The 18,757-nt window shown below is 36.6% G+C and carries 19 protein-coding genes; 16 read left to right on the top strand and 3 right to left on the bottom strand.

The window, feature by feature from the left end:
• The first annotated feature begins 157 nt into the window (after nt 1–157).
• The 15 genes from kdpB (at nt 158) to MTQ00_RS20875 (ending at nt 15,248) form a co-directional block, all read left to right on the top strand.
• The gene (gene kdpB, locus MTQ00_RS20945; protein ID WP_273650879.1) at nt 158–2,197 is read left to right on the top strand and encodes a potassium-transporting ATPase subunit KdpB; all 2,040 of its coding nucleotides are present in this window, start codon (nt 158–160) and stop codon (nt 2,195–2,197) included.
• 11 nt (nt 2,198–2,208) lie between these two features.
• Entirely contained in the window at nt 2,209–2,766 is a 558-nt protein-coding gene (kdpC, locus tag MTQ00_RS20940; RefSeq protein ID WP_273650878.1) for a potassium-transporting ATPase subunit KdpC, read from the top strand.
• A 233-nt stretch (nt 2,767–2,999) separates the two neighbouring features.
• Nucleotides 3,000–4,370 carry an outer membrane beta-barrel protein gene (locus MTQ00_RS20935; protein WP_273650877.1) on the top strand — a complete coding sequence of 457 codons (1,371 nt, stop codon included), beginning with the start codon at nt 3,000–3,002 and terminating at the stop codon, nt 4,368–4,370.
• Between the two features lie 26 nt (nt 4,371–4,396).
• Complete coding sequence (locus MTQ00_RS20930) at nt 4,397–5,482, top strand: porin (protein WP_273650876.1); 1,086 nt, start codon at nt 4,397–4,399, stop codon at nt 5,480–5,482.
• Between the two features lie 57 nt (nt 5,483–5,539).
• The gene (locus tag MTQ00_RS20925; protein WP_273650875.1) at nt 5,540–6,649 is read left to right on the top strand and encodes a sensor protein KdpD; all 1,110 of its coding nucleotides are present in this window, start codon (nt 5,540–5,542) and stop codon (nt 6,647–6,649) included.
• Between the two features lie 5 nt (nt 6,650–6,654).
• The gene (locus MTQ00_RS20920) at nt 6,655–8,370 is read left to right on the top strand and encodes an ATP-binding protein (protein ID WP_273650874.1); all 1,716 of its coding nucleotides are present in this window, start codon (nt 6,655–6,657) and stop codon (nt 8,368–8,370) included.
• A gap of 38 nt (nt 8,371–8,408) precedes the next feature.
• The gene (locus MTQ00_RS20915) at nt 8,409–8,993 is read left to right on the top strand and encodes a hypothetical protein (RefSeq protein ID WP_273650873.1); all 585 of its coding nucleotides are present in this window, start codon (nt 8,409–8,411) and stop codon (nt 8,991–8,993) included.
• Nucleotides 8,994–9,128: 135 nt separating this feature from the next.
• Nucleotides 9,129–9,890 carry a helix-turn-helix domain-containing protein gene (locus MTQ00_RS20910; protein WP_273650872.1) on the top strand — a complete coding sequence of 254 codons (762 nt, stop codon included), beginning with the start codon at nt 9,129–9,131 and terminating at the stop codon, nt 9,888–9,890.
• 24 nt (nt 9,891–9,914) lie between these two features.
• On the top strand, nt 9,915–11,063 hold the full coding sequence (locus MTQ00_RS20905) for an FAD-dependent oxidoreductase (RefSeq protein WP_273650871.1): 1,149 nt from the start codon (nt 9,915–9,917) through the stop codon (nt 11,061–11,063).
• Nucleotides 11,064–11,211: 148 nt separating this feature from the next.
• Nucleotides 11,212–12,525 (top strand): DUF389 domain-containing protein, encoded by a 1,314-nt coding sequence (locus MTQ00_RS20900; protein WP_273650870.1) that lies wholly within the window; start codon nt 11,212–11,214, stop codon nt 12,523–12,525.
• 107 nt (nt 12,526–12,632) lie between these two features.
• Entirely contained in the window at nt 12,633–13,481 is an 849-nt protein-coding gene (locus tag MTQ00_RS20895; RefSeq protein ID WP_273650869.1) for a hypothetical protein, read from the top strand.
• A gap of 9 nt (nt 13,482–13,490) precedes the next feature.
• Nucleotides 13,491–14,048 (top strand): YdeI/OmpD-associated family protein, encoded by a 558-nt coding sequence (locus MTQ00_RS20890; RefSeq protein ID WP_273650868.1) that lies wholly within the window; start codon nt 13,491–13,493, stop codon nt 14,046–14,048.
• Between the two features lie 2 nt (nt 14,049–14,050).
• The gene (locus MTQ00_RS20885; RefSeq protein ID WP_273650867.1) at nt 14,051–14,716 is read left to right on the top strand and encodes a hypothetical protein; all 666 of its coding nucleotides are present in this window, start codon (nt 14,051–14,053) and stop codon (nt 14,714–14,716) included.
• A gap of 20 nt (nt 14,717–14,736) precedes the next feature.
• Nucleotides 14,737–15,084: a hypothetical protein gene (locus tag MTQ00_RS20880; RefSeq protein WP_172284130.1), complete on the top strand. Its 348-nt coding sequence runs from the start codon at nt 14,737–14,739 to the stop codon at nt 15,082–15,084.
• A 14-nt stretch (nt 15,085–15,098) separates the two neighbouring features.
• Nucleotides 15,099–15,248, top strand: a complete 150-nt coding sequence (locus MTQ00_RS20875; protein WP_172284128.1) for an FEKKY domain-containing protein — start codon at nt 15,099–15,101, stop codon at nt 15,246–15,248.
• A 54-nt stretch (nt 15,249–15,302) separates the two neighbouring features.
• Here the strand turns inward: MTQ00_RS20875 and MTQ00_RS20870 are convergent, their stop codons facing one another.
• The 3 genes from MTQ00_RS20870 to MTQ00_RS20860 form a co-directional block, all read right to left on the bottom strand.
• The gene (locus MTQ00_RS20870; protein WP_273650866.1) at nt 15,303–15,866 is read right to left on the bottom strand and encodes a cysteine hydrolase family protein; all 564 of its coding nucleotides are present in this window, start codon (nt 15,864–15,866) and stop codon (nt 15,303–15,305) included.
• A gap of 11 nt (nt 15,867–15,877) precedes the next feature.
• Nucleotides 15,878–17,143, bottom strand: a complete 1,266-nt coding sequence (locus MTQ00_RS20865) for an MFS transporter (RefSeq protein ID WP_273650865.1) — start codon at nt 17,141–17,143, stop codon at nt 15,878–15,880.
• Between the two features lie 91 nt (nt 17,144–17,234).
• Entirely contained in the window at nt 17,235–17,849 is a 615-nt protein-coding gene (locus MTQ00_RS20860; RefSeq protein WP_273650864.1) for a TetR/AcrR family transcriptional regulator, read from the bottom strand.
• Between the two features lie 189 nt (nt 17,850–18,038).
• Here MTQ00_RS20860 and MTQ00_RS20855 point away from each other — a divergent pair, with 189 nt between their 5' ends.
• Nucleotides 18,039–18,674: a LysE family translocator gene (locus MTQ00_RS20855; protein WP_273650863.1), complete on the top strand. Its 636-nt coding sequence runs from the start codon at nt 18,039–18,041 to the stop codon at nt 18,672–18,674.
• The last annotated feature ends 83 nt before the right edge of the window (nt 18,675–18,757 follow it).

Below are 18,757 nucleotides of genomic sequence, written 5' to 3'. Positions count from 1 at the left end.
ATCAACAGGACCATTAAGGATCTGAAATCAAGGAAATTCAAACTAGTCTGATATCATAGAAACATTCACTTGAATAATATTATCCATACCTCACCTTATTATTTTAACCAACCTTAATGGTTCCTCTTGATTAACAATTATATAATTCTTTTCAACAATGAAAAATCAATCACAAACATTATTTCAAAAAGATTTGGTCAATGAGGCTATCAAACAGTCTTTCGTAAAACTGAATCCGAAAATTATGTTTAAAAATCCAGTGATGTTTCTGGTAGAAGTCGGAACCGTCGTTATGCTCATCGTAAGCTTATTCAGCTTAACGGGTGATAAAACACAGGGTAGCTTCTTATATAATTTTTTAGTATTTATCATTTTATTCTTCACCGTATTGTTTGCCAACTTTGCTGAAGCCATTGCTGAGGCAAGAGGAAAAGCCCAGGCTGATACCCTTCGAAAAACGCGTGAAGAAACTCCTGCTAAATTAATTGTTGACAACAAGCCCGGATTTCAGGTAGAGACTACATTAAAAATGTCTGCTGAAATGAAGTTAGGAGATATCTTCCTTTGTGAAGCGGGTGATCAGATTCCTATGGATGGTGAAATCATCGAAGGGCTCGCAACAATTGATGAGTCAGCCATTACGGGGGAAAGTGCCCCGGTCATTCGTGAAGCAGGTGGTGATAAAAGCTCTGTAACCGGAGGTACCAAAGTACTTTCAGACCGTATCAAAGTGAAAGTAACCACAAAACCCGGTGAATCTTTTCTTGATAAAATGATTGCCCTTGTTGAGGGTGCATCCAGACAAAAAACACCTAATGAAATCGCATTAACCATACTTTTAGCAGGGTTCACCCTTACTTTTATAATCGTTACCCTTACTTTAAAACCCTTTGCAGACTATGCGCAAACCCCAATTACTGTTGCGGCATTTATATCCCTTTTCGTTTGTTTGATCCCGACAACAATTGGAGGTTTGCTTTCTGCAATCGGTATCGCCGGGATGGACCGAGCTTTAAGAGCAAATGTGATTACCAAAAGTGGTAAAGCTGTAGAAACAGCCGGAGATATTGACGTTCTGCTTCTGGATAAAACAGGTACCATCACCATTGGGAACCGTAAAGCAACCCAGTTTCATCCTGCCAATAACATACAACTTGATGAGTTTATTAAAGCGGCAGCTTTAAGTTCTGTAGCGGATGAAACACCGGAAGGGAAATCAATTATTGAGCTGAGTGAACTACAGCCTCAGGACCTGATTGTCTCCAGCCCTACTTATATCGATTTTACGGCAGAGACAAGGACGTCAGGGATTGATTTCGAAGATACACGTATCCGAAAAGGAGCTTACGATACGATTAAAAAATTAACTGAAAAAGCAGGAAATATCTTTCCTCAGGAAACTCAGGATGCAACCACTAAAATTTCTGAAAACGGAGGAACTCCGTTGGTGGTGTCGGTAAACGAGAAAGTATGGGGAGTAATTGAACTACAGGATATCATTAAAACAGGAATCCAGGAACGTTTTCAGCGTTTAAGAAAAATGGGTGTAAAAACCGTAATGGTAACCGGAGATAATCCTTTAACGGCCAAGTTTATTGCAGAAAAGGCAGGTGTTGATGATTTTATCGCTGAAGCTAAACCTGAGGATAAAATGAACTACATCAAAAAAGAACAGCAGTCCGGAAAACTGGTTGCGATGATGGGAGATGGAACGAATGATGCACCGGCTTTAGCTCAGGCAGATGTAGGTGTTGCCATGAACAGTGGGACACAAGCAGCGAAAGAAGCGGGAAACATGGTAGATCTTGATAATGACCCTACGAAGCTGATTGAAATTGTAGAGATCGGAAAACAATTATTAATGACCCGTGGAACCCTTACCACTTTCAGTATTGCAAATGACGTTGCTAAATATTTTGCCATCATCCCGGCTTTGTTTATCACTTTTATTCCAGCTCTTCAGAAGTTGAATATCATGAATCTTCATAGCCCGGAATCTGCGATATTATCGGCAATCATTTTCAATGCGGTTATCATTCCTGCACTAATTCCATTGGCATTGAAAGGTGTGGCTTATAAACCTATTGGCGCAAGTGCTTTGCTCAGAAGAAATCTTTTGATCTATGGTTTAGGAGGTGTTATTGTTCCATTCATCGGAATAAAACTTATTGATTTATTCATCAGTTTATTCTTTTAAAATTTAAAACAATGAAAATTTATTTTATTTCAGCATTAAAATTAACATTCGTCATGCTGGTTTGTACGGGCTTTTATTTACTTTTTGTATTGATAGGTTCAAAATTACTTCCTACACAGGGAAATGCAGAAACCATTACTTATCGGGACCAGAAGTTCTACGCTAATATCGGACAGGAGTTCAAGTCGCCAAAATATTTTCACAGCCGTCCATCCGCAGCTAATTATAATGCCGCGGGGAGTGCCGGAAGCAATAAAGGCCCAAGTAATAAGGAGTATCTGGAAACAGTTCAAAAGAGAATCGATACTATAAAAATGCAGAATCCTGAAATGAAAGATACAGAAGTACCTGTAGAGCTTGTTACCGCCAGTGGAAGCGGGTTGGATCCTGATATTTCAGAAGCAGGAGCTCTTTACCAGGTAAAAAGAGTGGCAAAAGAAAGAAATCTTTCTGAGGCCAGAATTGAAAGTCTTGTTAAAACAAATACTGAAAAACCCCTATTGGGACTTTTTGGACCTTCAAAAGTCAACGTACTGAAGCTCAACATTGCTTTAGATAAATTACAATAGAAGCAGATCTCCTTTACATTAAAATTAGTAATCAAAAAAGAACCTCAGCTTATAATGAATTCTGTAATCTAAAATTCTAACTAAACGGATATCAAAGTTTCCCATTACGAAAAGATTTCGTTTCTATATCATAAAAATATTCCTACCGTTTACAGAATTCATTTTTTTAACCCCCTTTTATAGTGGAAAGCCTTTTCCACCATTACTGCAACACATTATTATCAATATTTATAATGAAATCAAAAACTTTTCATGCAGCATGTTTCTTAGGACTTACTGCTTTGAGCCAAATCAACGGCCAGGAAATAAAAAAAGATTCCCTTCTTGGCAAACCCAAAGATTCATTAATCACAAAAACGGAATCCAGAATTCCTTTTGATGGATATGACCTGACGTGGATTAATGGTCAGAATCGTCAAACCGATTTTCCTTTAACCCTAAAAGACAAAGATGGAGAAACTATACTTACAGGTGTAACCTATGTGGACGCTTATTACAATTATGATTTTAACCGCCCAAAAGATAACACACACACTATTTCCTCAGCTATAGGACGTTCTAATGAAGTGACCATTAATATGGCTAGTATTGGTTTAGAGACCAATTATAAGAATGTAATCGGTCGTTTATGGTTACAGTACGGACAAATGGGCTCTATCGTTCAGGATCTTGATGGAACTGTAAATCACGGTAAAAATACGAGCGTAGGTAATTTAAAATATATCCGTGAAGCAGCAGCAGGTTATCACTTTAATGTAATGCACGGCTTGAATGTGGAAGCAGGAATTTTCATGAGCTATATCGGTTTGGAAAGTTATGTACTGGGAGAAAACTGGAACTACCAGAGAAGTTTGGTGTGCGATTTTACCCCTTTCTATTTTCAGGGAGCAAGAATTCAGGCTTATCCTTCAAAAAAATTTAAAACTGAGATCTGGGTTCTCAATGGATGGCAAACTTACAATTCCTGGAATACGGGTCTTGGTTTAGGGGTTTCCAATTATTATCGTCCTACAGAGAATCTACAGCTGGTAGCTAATTTTTATCTTAACGGAAAAGATACAAGAAACAACCCTGGAGTTCGCCGTTTTCACCACGACCACAGTATTGTAGCCAGATACTATAAAAATAAAGAAAGTAAAGGCTTATCACAGGCAGCATTCAGTATCAATAACCATTACGGGTTTCAAAGTGGAGGCGGTATAAAGGCCAGGGACAATTATATGATTGGTACTTCTGTTGCTAACAGACTCTGGTTTCACCATAATAAAATTGCTTTAACTTTAAGAGCGGATGCGGTTTCGAATCCGGGAGCTTATTTAGCATTTTCACCTTCTCCTGTTGCTCAGAATGATTTCAACGATGCAATTGCATCAGGAGAAAAACTTAAAATGTTTCAGGGAACAGCAACAGTAGATATCATGCCTAATCAGTTTGTGACCTTCAGATTAGAATATGGCTTCAGAAAAAGCAATATCCCCTATTTTGCCGGAAGAGAAGGAACAACCAGTCCGGATGGATGGATAGATACTCCTATAGAATCATGGAGACCGGATCTGAGAAAGTCTGACAGCAGATTTACACTCGCTGTAATGTTCAGATTGTAATAATATCATTTAACTATTAAAACCACATGAAAAAATATATTGTTGTTGGAATACTATTAGGAATATTTTTTCCGAAAGCACAATCTTCAGATTCAATGAAACTGAGTCCTAAAGTAAAATTTTCTGCTTATGCAGAACTGTTTTACACTTATGATTTCAATGAACCCAATAATCATCTTCGCCAAAATTTCTTGTATTCATACAACAGACATAACGAAGTAAATCTTAACTTAGGTTTGGTAAAAGCTTCTTACGAAAGTGATCATCTCCGTGCCAATTTCGCCTTGATGGCAGGAACTTATGCACAAGATAATATGGCAGCAGAACAGAACGCCTTACGTTATGTAAATGAAGCAAATATTGGAATTAAAATTTCAAAAAATAAAAATTTATGGATCGATGCGGGGATAATGCCATCTCATATCGGATGGGAAAGCGCAATAGGAAAAGACAACATCAATCTGACCAGAAGTCTGGCCGCTGAAAACTCCCCTTATTTTGAAACCGGTGCCAAAATTTCTTACACTTCAGATAGTGGAAAATGGTTTTTAAGCGGATTGATATTGAACGGATGGCAGAGGATAGCGAAGCCGGACGGAAATCAAACCATTTCTTTCGGACATCAGCTAACCTTCAAACCTAATGATAAAATAACACTAAACAGCAGTTCATTTATAGGAAATGATAAGCCAAAAGACGATAAAAGAATGCGTTACTTCCATGATCTACATGGGATTTTCCAGGTGACAGAAAAGTTTTCTACCGTAATAGGTTTTGATATCGGTGCGGAACAGAAATCAAAAGGAAGTGAGCAATATAATATCTGGTATACTCCCAATGTCCTCATGAAATATCAGCTTGACAATAAATGGACCTTAGGTGGAAGATTAGAATATTATAATGATAAAAACGGGGTCATTATCAATACAAAAACACCAAACGGATTTCAAACCTTTGGGTATTCTGTGAATGTTGATTATGCCATTTTAAAAAACGTCGTCTTCCGTACAGAAGCCAGAGGCTTTACCTCTAAGGATGCGATCTTTGTAAAGAATAATGAAATGCAACAAGGTAATTTTTTCATTACAGCAAGCCTTGCAGCCTGGTTTTAATAATATCATTTAATCACATAAAAAGTGTTTAAAATTAAATTAAAAAGAATAAAATCAATGTCTTCAGCAAAACAATTTTTAGAACTGATTCAAAAATCCAAAAAAGGGAAATTCAAGATCTATATTGGAATGAGTGCAGGTGTGGGAAAAACCTTCCGAATGCTTCAGGAAGCTCATGCCCTGTTACGAAATGGTATTGATGTAAAGATTGGTTATATTGAGACCCACGGTCGGGAAGAAACCGTGGCATTGGTTGATGGCATTCCTGAAATAGCAAGAAGATCTGTCTTCTACAAGGGTAAAAATCTTGAAGAAATGGATCTTCAGGCTATTATTAATGAGCATCCGGAAGTGGTTCTTGTCGATGAGCTGGCTCATACAAATGTTGAAGGTTCAAAAAATAAGAAAAGATGGCAGGACGTCCTTGAAATTCTTGATAATGGGATCAATGTCATCAGCGCAATGAACATCCAGCATATTGAGAGCCTGAACGAAGAGGTAAAAAAGATTACCGGTGTGGAGGTTACTGAGCGTGTTCCGGATAAAGTTCTAGCCCTTGCTGATGAAGTTGTGAATATAGACCTAACGGCTGATGAGCTTCTCACGCGGTTGAAAGAAGGAAAGATCTATAAAAAAGATAAAATTCAGACAGCACTGAACAATTTCTTTCAAAGCGGACATATTCTTCAGCTCCGGGAACTTTCCTTAAAAGAAGTTGCTACCCATGTTGAACGAAAGGTAGAAACAGAAATTAAAACTGAAAACTTTAAGCCTATAAAATTCCTCGCCTGCATAAGCAGTAATGAGAAAATTGCCAAAAATATTATCCGGAAAACAGCACGTCTGGCAAGTTATTACAATAGTCCGTGGACAGTGTTATATGTACAGAAACCTTCGGAAAATCCGGAAAAAATAGCCCTAAATAAGCAACGATATTTAATTAATAATTTTAATTTAGCACAGGAAATGGGGGCTAAAGTAATCAGGACAAAGGAAAACAGCGTTCATAAAGGGATTTTGGATTATGTGATCCAGCATAATATTACAACGGTTTGCATTGGAAAACCACATTCTCATTTCTGGCAAAGAATTTCAGGATATAGCTGGATTTATACCTTAATGAACCGATTGAACGAACGACAGATAGACATTATCATTTTATCTTAAGAGTAATGAAACTTAAAACTAAACTCACATTAGGCGTTGGTCTTTTATTTTTACTGATCGTTTTACTGTCAGTGATCGGTTCTGTGTACATCAATAAACTAAAATCAGACACCGAGAAAATCCTTACAGCCAATTACAACAGCCTTGAGTATTCTAAAAATATGCTGATTGCCCTGGACAGAATGAGCACAGACAGCGTTGTTTCCGTCAGAGATTTTGAAAAAAATAATGCACTACAGGAACATAACCTTTCAGAAATCGGCGAAAAAGAAATCACCCAGAATCTGAAGATCCACTTCAGCAGTTATCTGAAGCAACCTGATTATAAAAAAGAAAAGCTTATCCGTGAAGATTTAGTAAAGATCATGTCTCTGAACATGAAAGGAATTGAGCGTAAAAGTGACATTGCAATTGTTACTGCTGAACGCGCCACATTCTGGATCGTAAGTTTAGGAACTGTATGTTTTCTTATCGCTTTTATCCTCTTGTTTAATTTGCCACAGACTATTGCTGAGCCCATCAACCAACTGACCTTCAGCATCAAGCAGATCGCCAATAAAAATTATAATGAAAGGGTTCATTTTAAAGGAAGCGAAGAATTCAATGATCTGGCCAACTCTTTCAATATCATGGCAGAGAAATTACAGGAATACGAAAGCAGTACCCTTTCTACACAGCTGATGGATAAAAAGCGGATCGAAACATTGGTTAATAATATGCATGATGCTGTCATCGGACTTGATGAAAATCATTATATCTACATGATCAATGATGAAGCTTTAAAAATCACCAACCTTCGTAAGGAAGAAATTATTGGCAAAACAGCTCATGAAGTTGCTGTAAACAATGATCTGATCAGGGAGCTGCTTAAAAATATGGACCATCCTGTAAAAGATCCGATCAAAATTGTCTCTGATAATAAGGAGAACTATTTCGAACAGGAAATTGTTCCCATTAATATTGCCAAAACAGGCGAAAAGGAAAAAAAATATATCGGAAAGGTAATCCTTCTCCGGAATATCACCCCTTTCAAAGAGCTGGATTTTGCAAAAACCAATTTTATAGCAACGATTTCCCATGAGTTAAAAACCCCGATTGCGGCTATCAAAATGGGGGTTCAGCTTTTAGGGAATCAGAAATTCGGAGAACTTAATGATCAACAACAGGAATTATTGAAAAGCATCAACGATGACGGGCAAAGGCTCCTGGATATTACAGGTGAGCTTTTAAATCTGTCGCAGGTGGAAACCGGAAATATCCGTCTGAATATTAAAAGCTGCTCACCGAAAGAAATTGTTGCTACCGCTATTAAAAATGTTGAAAAACTAGCGGAGCAAAAGAATATTTCGATCAGCACCGACTTTCTCACAAGTGAAGAAGATCTTGTTTCCGCAGATTTTGATAAAACCGTTTGGGTGATGAATAACTTCCTGAGTAACGCCATTAAACATTCTTTTCAGGACGAAAACATCCGGATACTGGTAGAGAAGTCTGAAGCAATGATCTCATTTAGCATCACAGACACAGGAAGCGGAATTGATGAAAAATACCACCGCCAGATTTTCGACCGCTACTTTCAGGTACCGGGAGAACATCAGAACGGAACCGGCCTAGGGCTGGCCATTTCGAAAAACTTTATCGAAAAACAACATGGAGAAATCGGTGTAAAAAGTGCACCCAATCAGGGAAGTACATTCTATTTTGGGTTGCCGGTGGCTTAAGATAAGATTTCATAATTTTGAACCTGAAAAATTTTCAAATGAGAAACCTCTATATCTTAATTGTATTCCTATTATTGTCTCAGATATCTTATGCTCAAAATACTGATACAGATTTCTACAGCAGTGATTTCAAATGGAAGATTCAAATTCCAAAAAACTTTGAAAAAGTAAATAATGATGAATGGGCAAAGTTGCAAGGAAGAGGACAGGAAGTACTTGAAAAAACAACGGGTCAGCCAGTTATCAATCAATCTAAAACTATTTTTGTTTTTAAATCTGATAATTTTAATTATCTGGAAGCCAATTATCAGCCATTTGATCCAAAAGTTGATGGTAATTATGATGAATCAAACAAAGCAGTTAATGAAGTTTTGTATAAAGCATTCAAAGAGAATATGCCAAAAGCAAAATTTGATACCATCAGTACAAAGGAAAAAATTAATAATTTAGTTTTCAACAAGTATACAATTAAAATGATCCTTCCCAATAATATGATACTTGAGTTTCAAATGTATAGCAGATTGTTTGATAAAAAGGAATTTTCAGTTAATTTAATGTTTTTGGATCCAAAAAAGGGAGAGCAAATGATTAATGCATGGAAAGCATCACAGTTCGGAAAGTAATTTCTACTTTTAGATTATTATAGTCCAATGAATGCAATTCCAGAAAACCTAGATGAATTCATTTTTTATGTATAGGCTTATTAAAAAATAAATTAGAAAATTTAAATATTCCTGAAATTGAGAAAGTATTAATTTATGGAACTGACTAATAATCTTATCTATGCTTCTCAACTGCCTGAGCCTTCTCTTAAAGACTTTGTAGAAAGTTTCTGGATGTTGGATAATCCGTCAGAAACAAAAGAAACTATTCTTTTACCTGATGGAAGGATAGATATTATATTGTCACAGTCCTCCACAATGCCTTTTCATATTGTTCTTTTAGGCATTGGAACACATCCTGAAGAAATTGTAATTGCTGAAAAATCCAGAACCTTTGCAATTAGTTTTAATTTACTGGCAACCGAATATATACTTCACGAAACTGTTTCTGATATTTTAGATTATGCTAAGAACCTGCCTGAGAATTTCTGGTGTTTCACTGTGGATGATATGAACGATTTTAATCAGTTCTGTAAAAAAGCAACAGAGAAAATAGCATCTGAACTTTCTCTGCGGAAAATTGATGAGCGGAAACGGAAGCTGTTTGACCTTATCTACTCTGCCAACGGAGATATTTCTGTGAAAGAACTTTCTGAAAAGGTGATATGGAGTGAACGGCAGATCAACCGTTATTTTAATCAGCAATACGGTATTTCCTTAAAGTCTTATTGTGGAATTCTCAGATTCAGAGCCTCTTTTACACATATTAAAGAAGGAAAACTTTTCCCCGAACAAAACTTTAGTGACCAGTCTCATTTTATAAAAGAGATTAAAAGGCTTTCCGGATTTCTCCCAAAAGAACTCAGCCAAAATAAAAACGACCGATTTATACAATTTTCTGTTCTTCCCGGGAAGTAATTTTGCGTCATAATTTAATAGATTATGATAGTACAAAATAAAAAAATAGCCATTATTGGTGGAGGTCCCGGCGGGCTTACTTTGGCAAATCTCCTGCAGATCAACAAAGCTGAAGTTCAAGTTTATGAGCGTGATGAGCATAAAGATGTCCGTGTACAAGGAGCAACTTTGGATCTGCATGAAGAATCAGGACTGGAAGCTTTAAAAAGAGCCGGGTTAATGGATGCTTTTATCGCTCACTACCGTCCAGATGCGGGAAAATTAAAAATTTTAGACAAAGACCTTACAGTTTATCTCAATGAACATGACTCAGTGAATTCACATATTGAAGACCGTCCTGAAATCGATAGGGCTCCATTAAGAAAAATTCTGTTGGAAGCACTTACTCCGGGAACCGTGGTTTGGGATAGTCAGTTTTTATCTATGAAAAAACAAGGTGATGGCTGGAGGCTTTATTTTAAAAACGGGAAATCGTATGATGCAGACATCGTTATTGCCGCTGACGGAGCCAACTCCAGAATACGACCTTATATTACAGATATTCAGCCTGTTTATTCAGGAATAACTATGGTTGAGGGAAATATTTACCACGCAGCTATTAATGCTCCAAAACTCTGGAAACTTGTAGAAGGGGGTAAAATTTTTGCATTGGATGAAGAAAAAACATTATTGTTCAGCACCAAAGGAGATGGTACGCTCACTTTTTATACAGGATGTAAAGTCGATGAAAATTGGGTCAGAGAATCCGGAATCGATTTTAGTAACCGAGAGCAGATCTTCGAATGGTTCAGAAAAGAATTTGGAACATGGAATGAGACCTGGCAGAAATTGTTTATGAGTGAGGATTCATCATTTGTTGTACGCCCTCAGTACCACTACCCGCTTGATCAAAAATGGGAAACACTTCCTAACCTGACCATGTTGGGGGATGCTGCCCACAGAATGCCACCTTATGCCGGAGAGGGAGTAAATATGGCGATGCAGGATGCATATGAGCTTGCAGAATGCCTCACTAGCAACAAGTATGACACCGTTCAGGATGCTTTATCTCATTATGAAAAGCAAATGCTAAAAAGGGCTTCAGAAATTACCCGGGTTACTTTGGATAATACTATCCTGATGCATGCACCTAAAGCTATAGAAAAACTAATGAAGATGTTTAATGGTGATTAAAACAGCTCTGTGAAGGCCATAACAGAGAAATCATAGATTGTGTTTTTATACTCATATTTATTTTTTGGAATTATATCCTAAACATTTATATTTGCGAAAAAGTGAAGTAATGAGATTTTGTTCTTCACCCTTATAACACACAACAAAAATGAGAAAAACGATTTCCAATTTTTTAAATCTCCATAACGGAGAAGAAAATCCTGCTATTGTTCTTGAAAATGTGACAAGTAATGTATCCTTCAGGGGGGCCAATTTATGGATTCTGGCTTGTGCTATACTTATTGCGTCGGTAGGATTAAATGTAAACTCAACGGCTGTAATTATAGGAGCCATGTTGATTTCCCCACTTATGGGACCTATTGTAGGAGCAGGTTTTGCTTTGGCTACGTTCAATTTCAGTCTTTTAAAGAAATCCATGAAAAATCTGCTGATCGCCACTGTGGTCAGCTTAACAGTTTCAAGCTTATATTTTTATTTAAGTCCGTTCAAAGATATTCAGTCTGAACTGCTGGCTAGGACTTCGCCTAATATTTATGATGTCCTGATTGCTTTTTTCGGTGGAATTGTGGGAGCGATATCCATCACAAGAATTGAAAAAGGAAACCCCATTCCGGGAGTGGCCATCGCAACAGCGTTAATGCCTCCATTGTGTACTGCAGGATTCGGTATTGCAACTGCAAACTGGTCTTTTGTGGCAGGGGCATTTTACCTGTATACCATCAACTGTTTCTTTATTTGTATTTCTACCTTCCTGATTATAAAATCTCTCAAATATCAAGCTGTTGAAACCACCAATAAAGCCTTTGAAAAAAGAATACGTTATGGCATTTCGATCCTGATCATTATTATGATTGTTCCGAGTTGTTATTTGGCTTATAACCTTTTAAACCAAAAAAAATACAACCAGAATGTAGAGAACTTCATCAATGAAGAATTTTCAAAAAAAGGATACACTGTAATCTATAAAAAAGTGGATTATAATGCCAATCCCAAATCTATTGAGCTTGCTTTTTTATCTACAAAATTCGACAGTACGGAAATAAAGAAATTTAATACTTCATTACAGGATTTTGGGATAAAAAACACCAATCTCGTTATTAAACAAAACACCAGCGATCTTAAAAAAGAGATCTTAAGCGAAATCAATCTTCAAAAAACCAATATTACAGAAAAGGATCTTCAGGTTAATGAATTAAAGAATGAACTGAACCTCTATAAAATGGATAATCCTGAATTGGTAAAAGAAGTAAAGATCCTCTTCCCGGAGGTTCAGGAGATGGCTATCGGAAAACTCCAAAATTATTTTACTACGGATTCAACAAGTCTGGAAACTGCTTTTATCTATCAGTCGGAAACCAAGATAGATGAAGAAAAATTAAAAACATGGTTAGTTAACCGGCTTAAGACCAGTAATATTATTGTATTCAACACCCGGAAAGATCCTGTAAAGAAAAAGAATTGAGACACACCGGCATTATCCGGTAGGAATAAAAGCAGATGAAATTTCATCTGCTTTTATTTTTCTCTGTAATTTGTGTAAATTCGGATTTGAATATTAACTGATGTCTGATGAAAATCCAAAGAAATAAATATCTTCTTCTCAATTACATATTTGTAACCTGCTTGCTCATTTTATTCCTGAATGATCATTTTTTTAAATATGAATTCTCAAATTTCCTTACAGGTAAGCTTTCGGACGTTGTTGGAATTATCATCCTGCCTTTGCTCCTGTCTTATATTTTTCCGAGACTTACAATTCATTCCGTATGGATTGGTGCTTTACTCTTTTTGTTCTGGAAATCCGTTTATTCCGAAGAGGCGATCAATTGGTATAATCAATATGCATTGATTCCTGTAACAAGAGTTGTTGATTATTCTGATCTGCTGGCTTTGCTGTTCTTGCCCATCCCATATTTCATCATTCAAAGAGCAGACAACTTACACAGGATCAAAATATCATATCTTCATCCAACCTTTATTTTAATTCCTTCATTGTTTGTTTTGATGGCTACTTCTCCCCCGCCAAGCTTCAGCTATACCGTAAGCCGTGGTAATCTGCAATGTTCAAAATGCCATATTACAGTTAATTATTCACAGGAAGAAATTGTAGACAAACTTAAAAATAACAATATCATTTTCGACACCATCTTCCCAATGAGTGAAAGAATGTTGGAAAGATATCCCGGTTTCCGCAACAATAACATTCACTTCTATAAAATCAACAAGTTAGTGATTGACCGGGATACATTACGAGATCTTGATTTTGCCATGCGAAGTATTAACAGTCATAGAACCAAATTTTATTTTAACGGGATGCAGGTCAACGAAAATATTTCTACCCCTGAACTTATGAGGAAAGCTAGAAAATATTACCGGAAAATAGTATTCAGAGAATTGAAAACATCTTTAAAAAAGTAAAAGTAACGGATGGAAATACAATTTTTTTCAACACCACAGGATTTTCGGGAATGGCTGGAAAAGAACCACGAAACAAAAACAGAACTGTTGGTAGGATTTTATAAAATAGGGACAAAGAAACCCTCTATGACCTGGTCGGAATCTGTAGACCAGGCTTTATGCTATGGCTGGATTGATGGAGTAAGAAAAAGTGTAGACGACGAAAAATATACCATACGCTTTACTCCCAGAAAACCGACAAGCATCTGGAGTGCGATCAATATAAAAAAGGTTGAAGATCTGACTCAAGCAGGATTAATGAAAACAGCGGGTCTCAAAGCATTTGCATTGAGAAAACAGGAAAAAACAGCAATATATTCCCATGAAAATGCTCTGGCCGAATTAAGTCCTGCCTTTGAAAAACAATTCAAATCGAATAAAAAAGCCTGGGATTTTTTTAGTAATCAAGCACCATCATATAAGAAAGTCATGCTGCACTGGATCATGTCTGCCAAACAGGAGAAAACCATGATATCCAGATTGGAGAAAACAATCCGTGAAAGTGAACAACAAAAACGAGTTTTATAATTATGGAAAAAAACTTCACATTAACAGGTGGTGCAAGGATTGGTCTTGCCAATGCCACTTATCCATTTGCTGACCTGTATGTTGATGCAGATATACTAAAGATTAATGCTTCCCTGGTAGGCAATCTTGTTTTCCAACCTCAGGATATTATCTCTATAAAGCCGTACACTTCAATTCCTCTGATCGGACAGGGAATCAAAATCGATCATCGCGTTGAGAAGTACAATTCAAATGTTATTTTCTGGACCTTTAGAGATCCTGCAGGAATAATCAATGAAATAGAAAAAACCGGATTTTTAGCAGCTAAAGAAAATACTGCACCTCCAAAGAATTATACAATTATTGAACAGCAAATGCAGGGTGGATTTCCTTTAAAACCTTTAGTCCCTATATTGCTGATTATTGCGTGGAATGCACTTTTCCTGTATGATTTTCTTCCTCATTCCGGAAATAAAAATACCTTACAAACATTTCCCGGGCCGGGAGTATGCTCTGCTCTGGGACTGGTCTTTATCACAGCATTACTCTCATTAATATCAAACGGCTTCAGAAGATTGATCTTAAAAAAAGGAAGGAGTTTTGAAGATATTAAGAAATTTTCCATTTTTATTTTAGGTATTACAGGTTTTATGCTGATCGTTTTTCTGGCTATAGGAACCGTGAACTAATATACAGTATCTGAGAACCTATGAAACCAACCATTTTTGATAACGAACAATACCGGATCTACATTCCTTTCCGAAAATCCATAGACTTCGAAAGCAAGCTCTGCGAAGCTAATATTGAATACTGGACTGATTCTGAAATGCAAACTGCTTCCGGTGATATCAGATTTTACTTCAATAAAAAAGATGCTGCCAGAATTGAAAAAATATTGAAGGAAAATAAGATTCAGTCAGCTGATGATTTTAAAGTTCCTTCTGATTATCCGGCATATCAAAAGCTTTATTTTAGGGCTATTGTTCTTGCTATAGCACTTTTTGTGATTGGATTTATTATTTTAAAAGTTTATCAAATTTTATTTAAAGACCGCTGATCAAATATTTAACAATGAGAAATAAACTGATCTTTATATCAGTAAAAGGCGAAAAAAAATATAAAGAAACAGTGCAACCCTACTTGGATAAAAGAAATGGAAAAGGCTGGGAAAACAGAATGGAGAAAGAAGTGGAAAATATAAAGAAAACTCCATTAAAATAAATGAGAACTAAGAAAAAATCAAAACTCCGGATTATTATCCGGAGTTTTGATTTTTTATCCTATCCAATTACCCAAACTGACCACCTCGGCCTGAATAGGAAATACTTTAGCAGTAAGTACCTGATGAACTTCAGAATCCCTGTCTGCACAACAATCTTCAATCACCGTCAATTCATAATCCTTATCTGCAGCTTCCCGTAAAGTAGATAATACTACTCCCGAAGTACTGATGCCAGTCAGTATAAGATGTCGGATCTCCTTTCCTCTTAATACAACCTCCAGATCACTTCCTGTAAATGCACTGAACCGTTTTTTTGTTACGATCACTTCATCTTTTTCAGGTTGGACTTTCTGGTGAATCTCCTGCCATTGTGCTGCAAATTCCGGAGTCCACATTTCTTTGTTTCCAAATCTGGAAAAAGTTTTGTTATGTTCACTGATCTCAGGAGCTCCGGGTCTGAAAGCAACCACGACGTAAATAACCGGGATCCCGTTTGACCTCGCATGAGAAATGGCTTTGGAAATATTGCTGACTAATGGCTTCGGATCGTCAATATTCTGTAAAATAGAATTTTGCATATCCATTACCAGCAAAGCGCTTTTGTTTGTTTCTTGCATTTTTTTTAATATTAAATTGTTTCACGAGTGAATTCCTCTTTTTCCGGAGAGGATACTTTATTTTTTTCAGGAATTGTAAATAACCTGTAGAAACATATTGCTATCAGGATTGCGAGTATTCCTTGAATCAGGAGTGTATTACTACTTCCTATATGCTCTGAAGCATATCCTGTGACTAAACTTCCCAACGGAAGCATTCCAAAAATAGCCGTTAATAAAATACTGATCGCCCTCCCTTTCATATGAGGTGCCGCTTCGGACTGCACGATAATATTACAGCTGGTCAGTTGCATCACACTTCCAAATCCTGTAAAGACCACAAACAGCATTGCCCAGTAAAAATTTGTTGACTGCGAAAACAGAATGAGCCCCAAACCAAGGGCTGCTGTACTCAGAACAAGATAGAACCTGAGCTTATCATTTCTTTTGAGTGAGGCCAGTAAAATGGTTCCTGAAACAGCTCCTAAACCTATAAATCCTGAAATATATCCAAAAGTGGATGCACTTCCTTTAAAAGTAATTTTAGCAACCTCAGGAATTAAAGTATCGTAAGGTAAAACCAGTAAACCCATCAGGGAAAGCATAAGAATTACCAAGCCGATTCTGGACTCATTTTTAAGATAAACCCACCCCTCTTTGAATTCTAAGAGTACTTTTTTATGCGTTGTTTTCTTTTCATATGTCGGCAACTTCATCATCGAAAAACAGACAATTACAATCATAAAACCAATTGCATTAAGTACAAAACAAAAACCGACATTCCAATGCTCTAATACAAAACCCGCAACTGCAGGACCTAATACCTTGCTGATACTTGATGTTGCAGAGCTGAGAGAAAGTGCACTTGGAACATCACTTTCCTCCATCACTACCTGGCTGATCATTGTTTGCCTTGCCGGAACATCAAAAGCATTGATTATTCCCAACACCACACTTAAAGCCAGAATTTGCCAGACAACAATATGATGGGTTAAAAATAAGACCGCCAGTAATGAGGTTTGCAATACTGCCGCAATCTGTGTCCATCGTATGATCGTACTCCTGTTGAACCGGTCTGCCGCAACCCCTCCGGCAAAAGAAAAAAGGAATGAAGGAAATTGCTCAGCAAACACTGTACCCCCCAACATAAACGAAGAATGGGTAAGCGAATAGATGAGCCATACAATAGCTGTTCGCTGCATCCATGTTCCAAACTGGGATATGGAACGTCCTGCAAAATAATATTTGAAATTGCCACTTTTAAAAGCCCTGAATGTGCTTACACTGCTGATATTCATTATGTATAATATCTTGTTTTAATTACTAATACAACTCCAATCTAACTATTTGACAAAAATCATCAAAACGTCAAATTTTGAATAAAAAAAATCATCCTTTTATCTTCTCAACAATCATTTGGGCAAACATTTCTGCACCATCTTCCCATTGATCCTTATAATTCTCACTAACTGATTCACGTCGGATCCCACGAATGCTGCTCAGTAAAACAAACAAGAGAACATCTAGAGCTGTGGAATCAGGTTCATTAATTTCACCTGCTGTTACAGCATCGCGAATTACTTTTTTTAACAAAGCAGTCTCAGAACGCATCATCCTCTGATGAATTTCCCATATAATGTCAGAATATTTAGAGCGTTCCTCGCTATCCATACGTGCTTCAATAGCTGTTATAAAGTTTCTGGTCTTTTTAAAACCCTTTACTTTAGCAAAACAAAAAGCCCGGATGCGCGATTCTAAAGTTTCTTCTTTATAAATCATCTTTTCCAGCTCATCCTTCACTTCATCTACTAAGGAAATCATAACTGCCTCAAAAAGCTCATCCCTGTTTTTGAAATAATAATAAAGAGCACTTCTGGTCTTTCCCACAGCTTTAGCTACATCATCCATCGTCACCTTTTTAATGCCATACCTTTGATACAGATCCTGTACGGTCTGTAAAATCTGGCTTTTTAAAATTTCTTCCTGGGAAAGTGGTTGACTCATCTGGTTAATTTTCTGTATAGAAATATTTGACAAATTTACAAATTTTGTCGAAATGAAAAATCTTTTTATCTATTTTTTACTCTTTTTGATTAAAAAAACCTCTAAAAAAGTTTTATGAAGTGAAAAAGCAAGATCGGAATAGTATTTAGACTTTCCTTTTAAGGCATTTTTATACCTTTGTGAAAAATTATGATTCCTATCCATGATCTTTTATTTTTCGCTCTGGCAGCGCTTATTCTGGTCATAAGTCCCGGGCCTAACATGATCTATTTGATTTCAAGATCCATTACACAGGGAAAAAAAGCGGGACTGATTTCTCTTGCCGGTGTGGTCTGTGGCTTTTTATTTCATATTGTCATGGTTTCTTTTGGACTTACCGCTGTATTATTTGCTGTTCCATACGCTTATATTATTTTAAAAACATTGGGAACAGTATATCTTTTATACCTTGCTTATCAGGCTATCAAACCCAACAGTAAGAACATTTTTGAAGTGGATAAAGACATGACCATAGACAGTCCCCGAAAACTCTTTACCGTTGGTTTTTTAACGAATGTTCTTAATCCAAAGGTCGCTGTTTTTTACCTTTCCTTTTTCCCACAGTTTATAAAGCCTCAATATGGCTCTATTTTTACACAAAGCATTGAACTTGGGATGATACAGGCCTTCACAAGTTTCACCATCAATTTCATCATTGTTCTGACCGCAGCAAAAGTAGCTTCCTTTTTTGCTAAAAATCCTCTCTGGGTGCGAATACAAAAATGGTTTATGGCCAGTGTACTGGTTTTTCTCGCCGTGAAAATGGCACTTTCAAAAGCTAAATAGATTCAGAATTCTAATAAAAAAATTAACCGTAATAATGGCAGCCTTAACAATAGTTTAAGGCTTTTTCTTATTTAAAAAAAATA

Origin of the sequence: Chryseobacterium sp. B21-037 (assembly GCF_028570785.1) — a bacterium.
GTDB classification, from domain to species: domain Bacteria; phylum Bacteroidota; class Bacteroidia; order Flavobacteriales; family Weeksellaceae; genus Chryseobacterium; species Chryseobacterium proteolyticum.
Note: the sequence above shows the minus strand (reverse complement) of the source record. Positions and strands in the feature narration are given on the sequence as shown.

What these genes read in the sequence shown, in the direction of transcription:
- kdpB (WP_273650879.1), top strand. Translation starts at nt 158, where the DNA reads ATGAAAAATCAATCACAAACATTATTTCAAAAAGATTTGGTCAATGAG.
- kdpC (WP_273650878.1), top strand. Translation starts at nt 2,209, where the DNA reads ATGAAAATTTATTTTATTTCAGCATTAAAATTAACATTCGTCATGCTG.
- MTQ00_RS20935 (WP_273650877.1), top strand. Translation starts at nt 3,000, where the DNA reads ATGAAATCAAAAACTTTTCATGCAGCATGTTTCTTAGGACTTACTGCT.
- MTQ00_RS20930 (WP_273650876.1), top strand. Translation starts at nt 4,397, where the DNA reads ATGAAAAAATATATTGTTGTTGGAATACTATTAGGAATATTTTTTCCG.
- MTQ00_RS20925 (WP_273650875.1), top strand. Translation starts at nt 5,540, where the DNA reads ATGTCTTCAGCAAAACAATTTTTAGAACTGATTCAAAAATCCAAAAAA.
- MTQ00_RS20920 (WP_273650874.1), top strand. Translation starts at nt 6,655, where the DNA reads ATGAAACTTAAAACTAAACTCACATTAGGCGTTGGTCTTTTATTTTTA.
- MTQ00_RS20915 (WP_273650873.1), top strand. Translation starts at nt 8,409, where the DNA reads ATGAGAAACCTCTATATCTTAATTGTATTCCTATTATTGTCTCAGATA.
- MTQ00_RS20910 (WP_273650872.1), top strand. Translation starts at nt 9,129, where the DNA reads ATGGAACTGACTAATAATCTTATCTATGCTTCTCAACTGCCTGAGCCT.
- MTQ00_RS20905 (WP_273650871.1), top strand. Translation starts at nt 9,915, where the DNA reads ATGATAGTACAAAATAAAAAAATAGCCATTATTGGTGGAGGTCCCGGC.
- MTQ00_RS20900 (WP_273650870.1), top strand. Translation starts at nt 11,212, where the DNA reads ATGAGAAAAACGATTTCCAATTTTTTAAATCTCCATAACGGAGAAGAA.
- MTQ00_RS20895 (WP_273650869.1), top strand. Translation starts at nt 12,633, where the DNA reads ATGAAAATCCAAAGAAATAAATATCTTCTTCTCAATTACATATTTGTA.
- MTQ00_RS20890 (WP_273650868.1), top strand. Translation starts at nt 13,491, where the DNA reads ATGGAAATACAATTTTTTTCAACACCACAGGATTTTCGGGAATGGCTG.
- MTQ00_RS20885 (WP_273650867.1), top strand. Translation starts at nt 14,051, where the DNA reads ATGGAAAAAAACTTCACATTAACAGGTGGTGCAAGGATTGGTCTTGCC.
- MTQ00_RS20880 (WP_172284130.1), top strand. Translation starts at nt 14,737, where the DNA reads ATGAAACCAACCATTTTTGATAACGAACAATACCGGATCTACATTCCT.
- MTQ00_RS20875 (WP_172284128.1), top strand. Translation starts at nt 15,099, where the DNA reads ATGAGAAATAAACTGATCTTTATATCAGTAAAAGGCGAAAAAAAATAT.
- MTQ00_RS20870 (WP_273650866.1), bottom strand. Translation starts at nt 15,866, where the DNA reads ATGCAAGAAACAAACAAAAGCGCTTTGCTGGTAATGGATATGCAAAAT.
- MTQ00_RS20865 (WP_273650865.1), bottom strand. Translation starts at nt 17,143, where the DNA reads ATGAATATCAGCAGTGTAAGCACATTCAGGGCTTTTAAAAGTGGCAAT.
- MTQ00_RS20860 (WP_273650864.1), bottom strand. Translation starts at nt 17,849, where the DNA reads ATGAGTCAACCACTTTCCCAGGAAGAAATTTTAAAAAGCCAGATTTTA.
- MTQ00_RS20855 (WP_273650863.1), top strand. Translation starts at nt 18,039, where the DNA reads ATGATTCCTATCCATGATCTTTTATTTTTCGCTCTGGCAGCGCTTATT.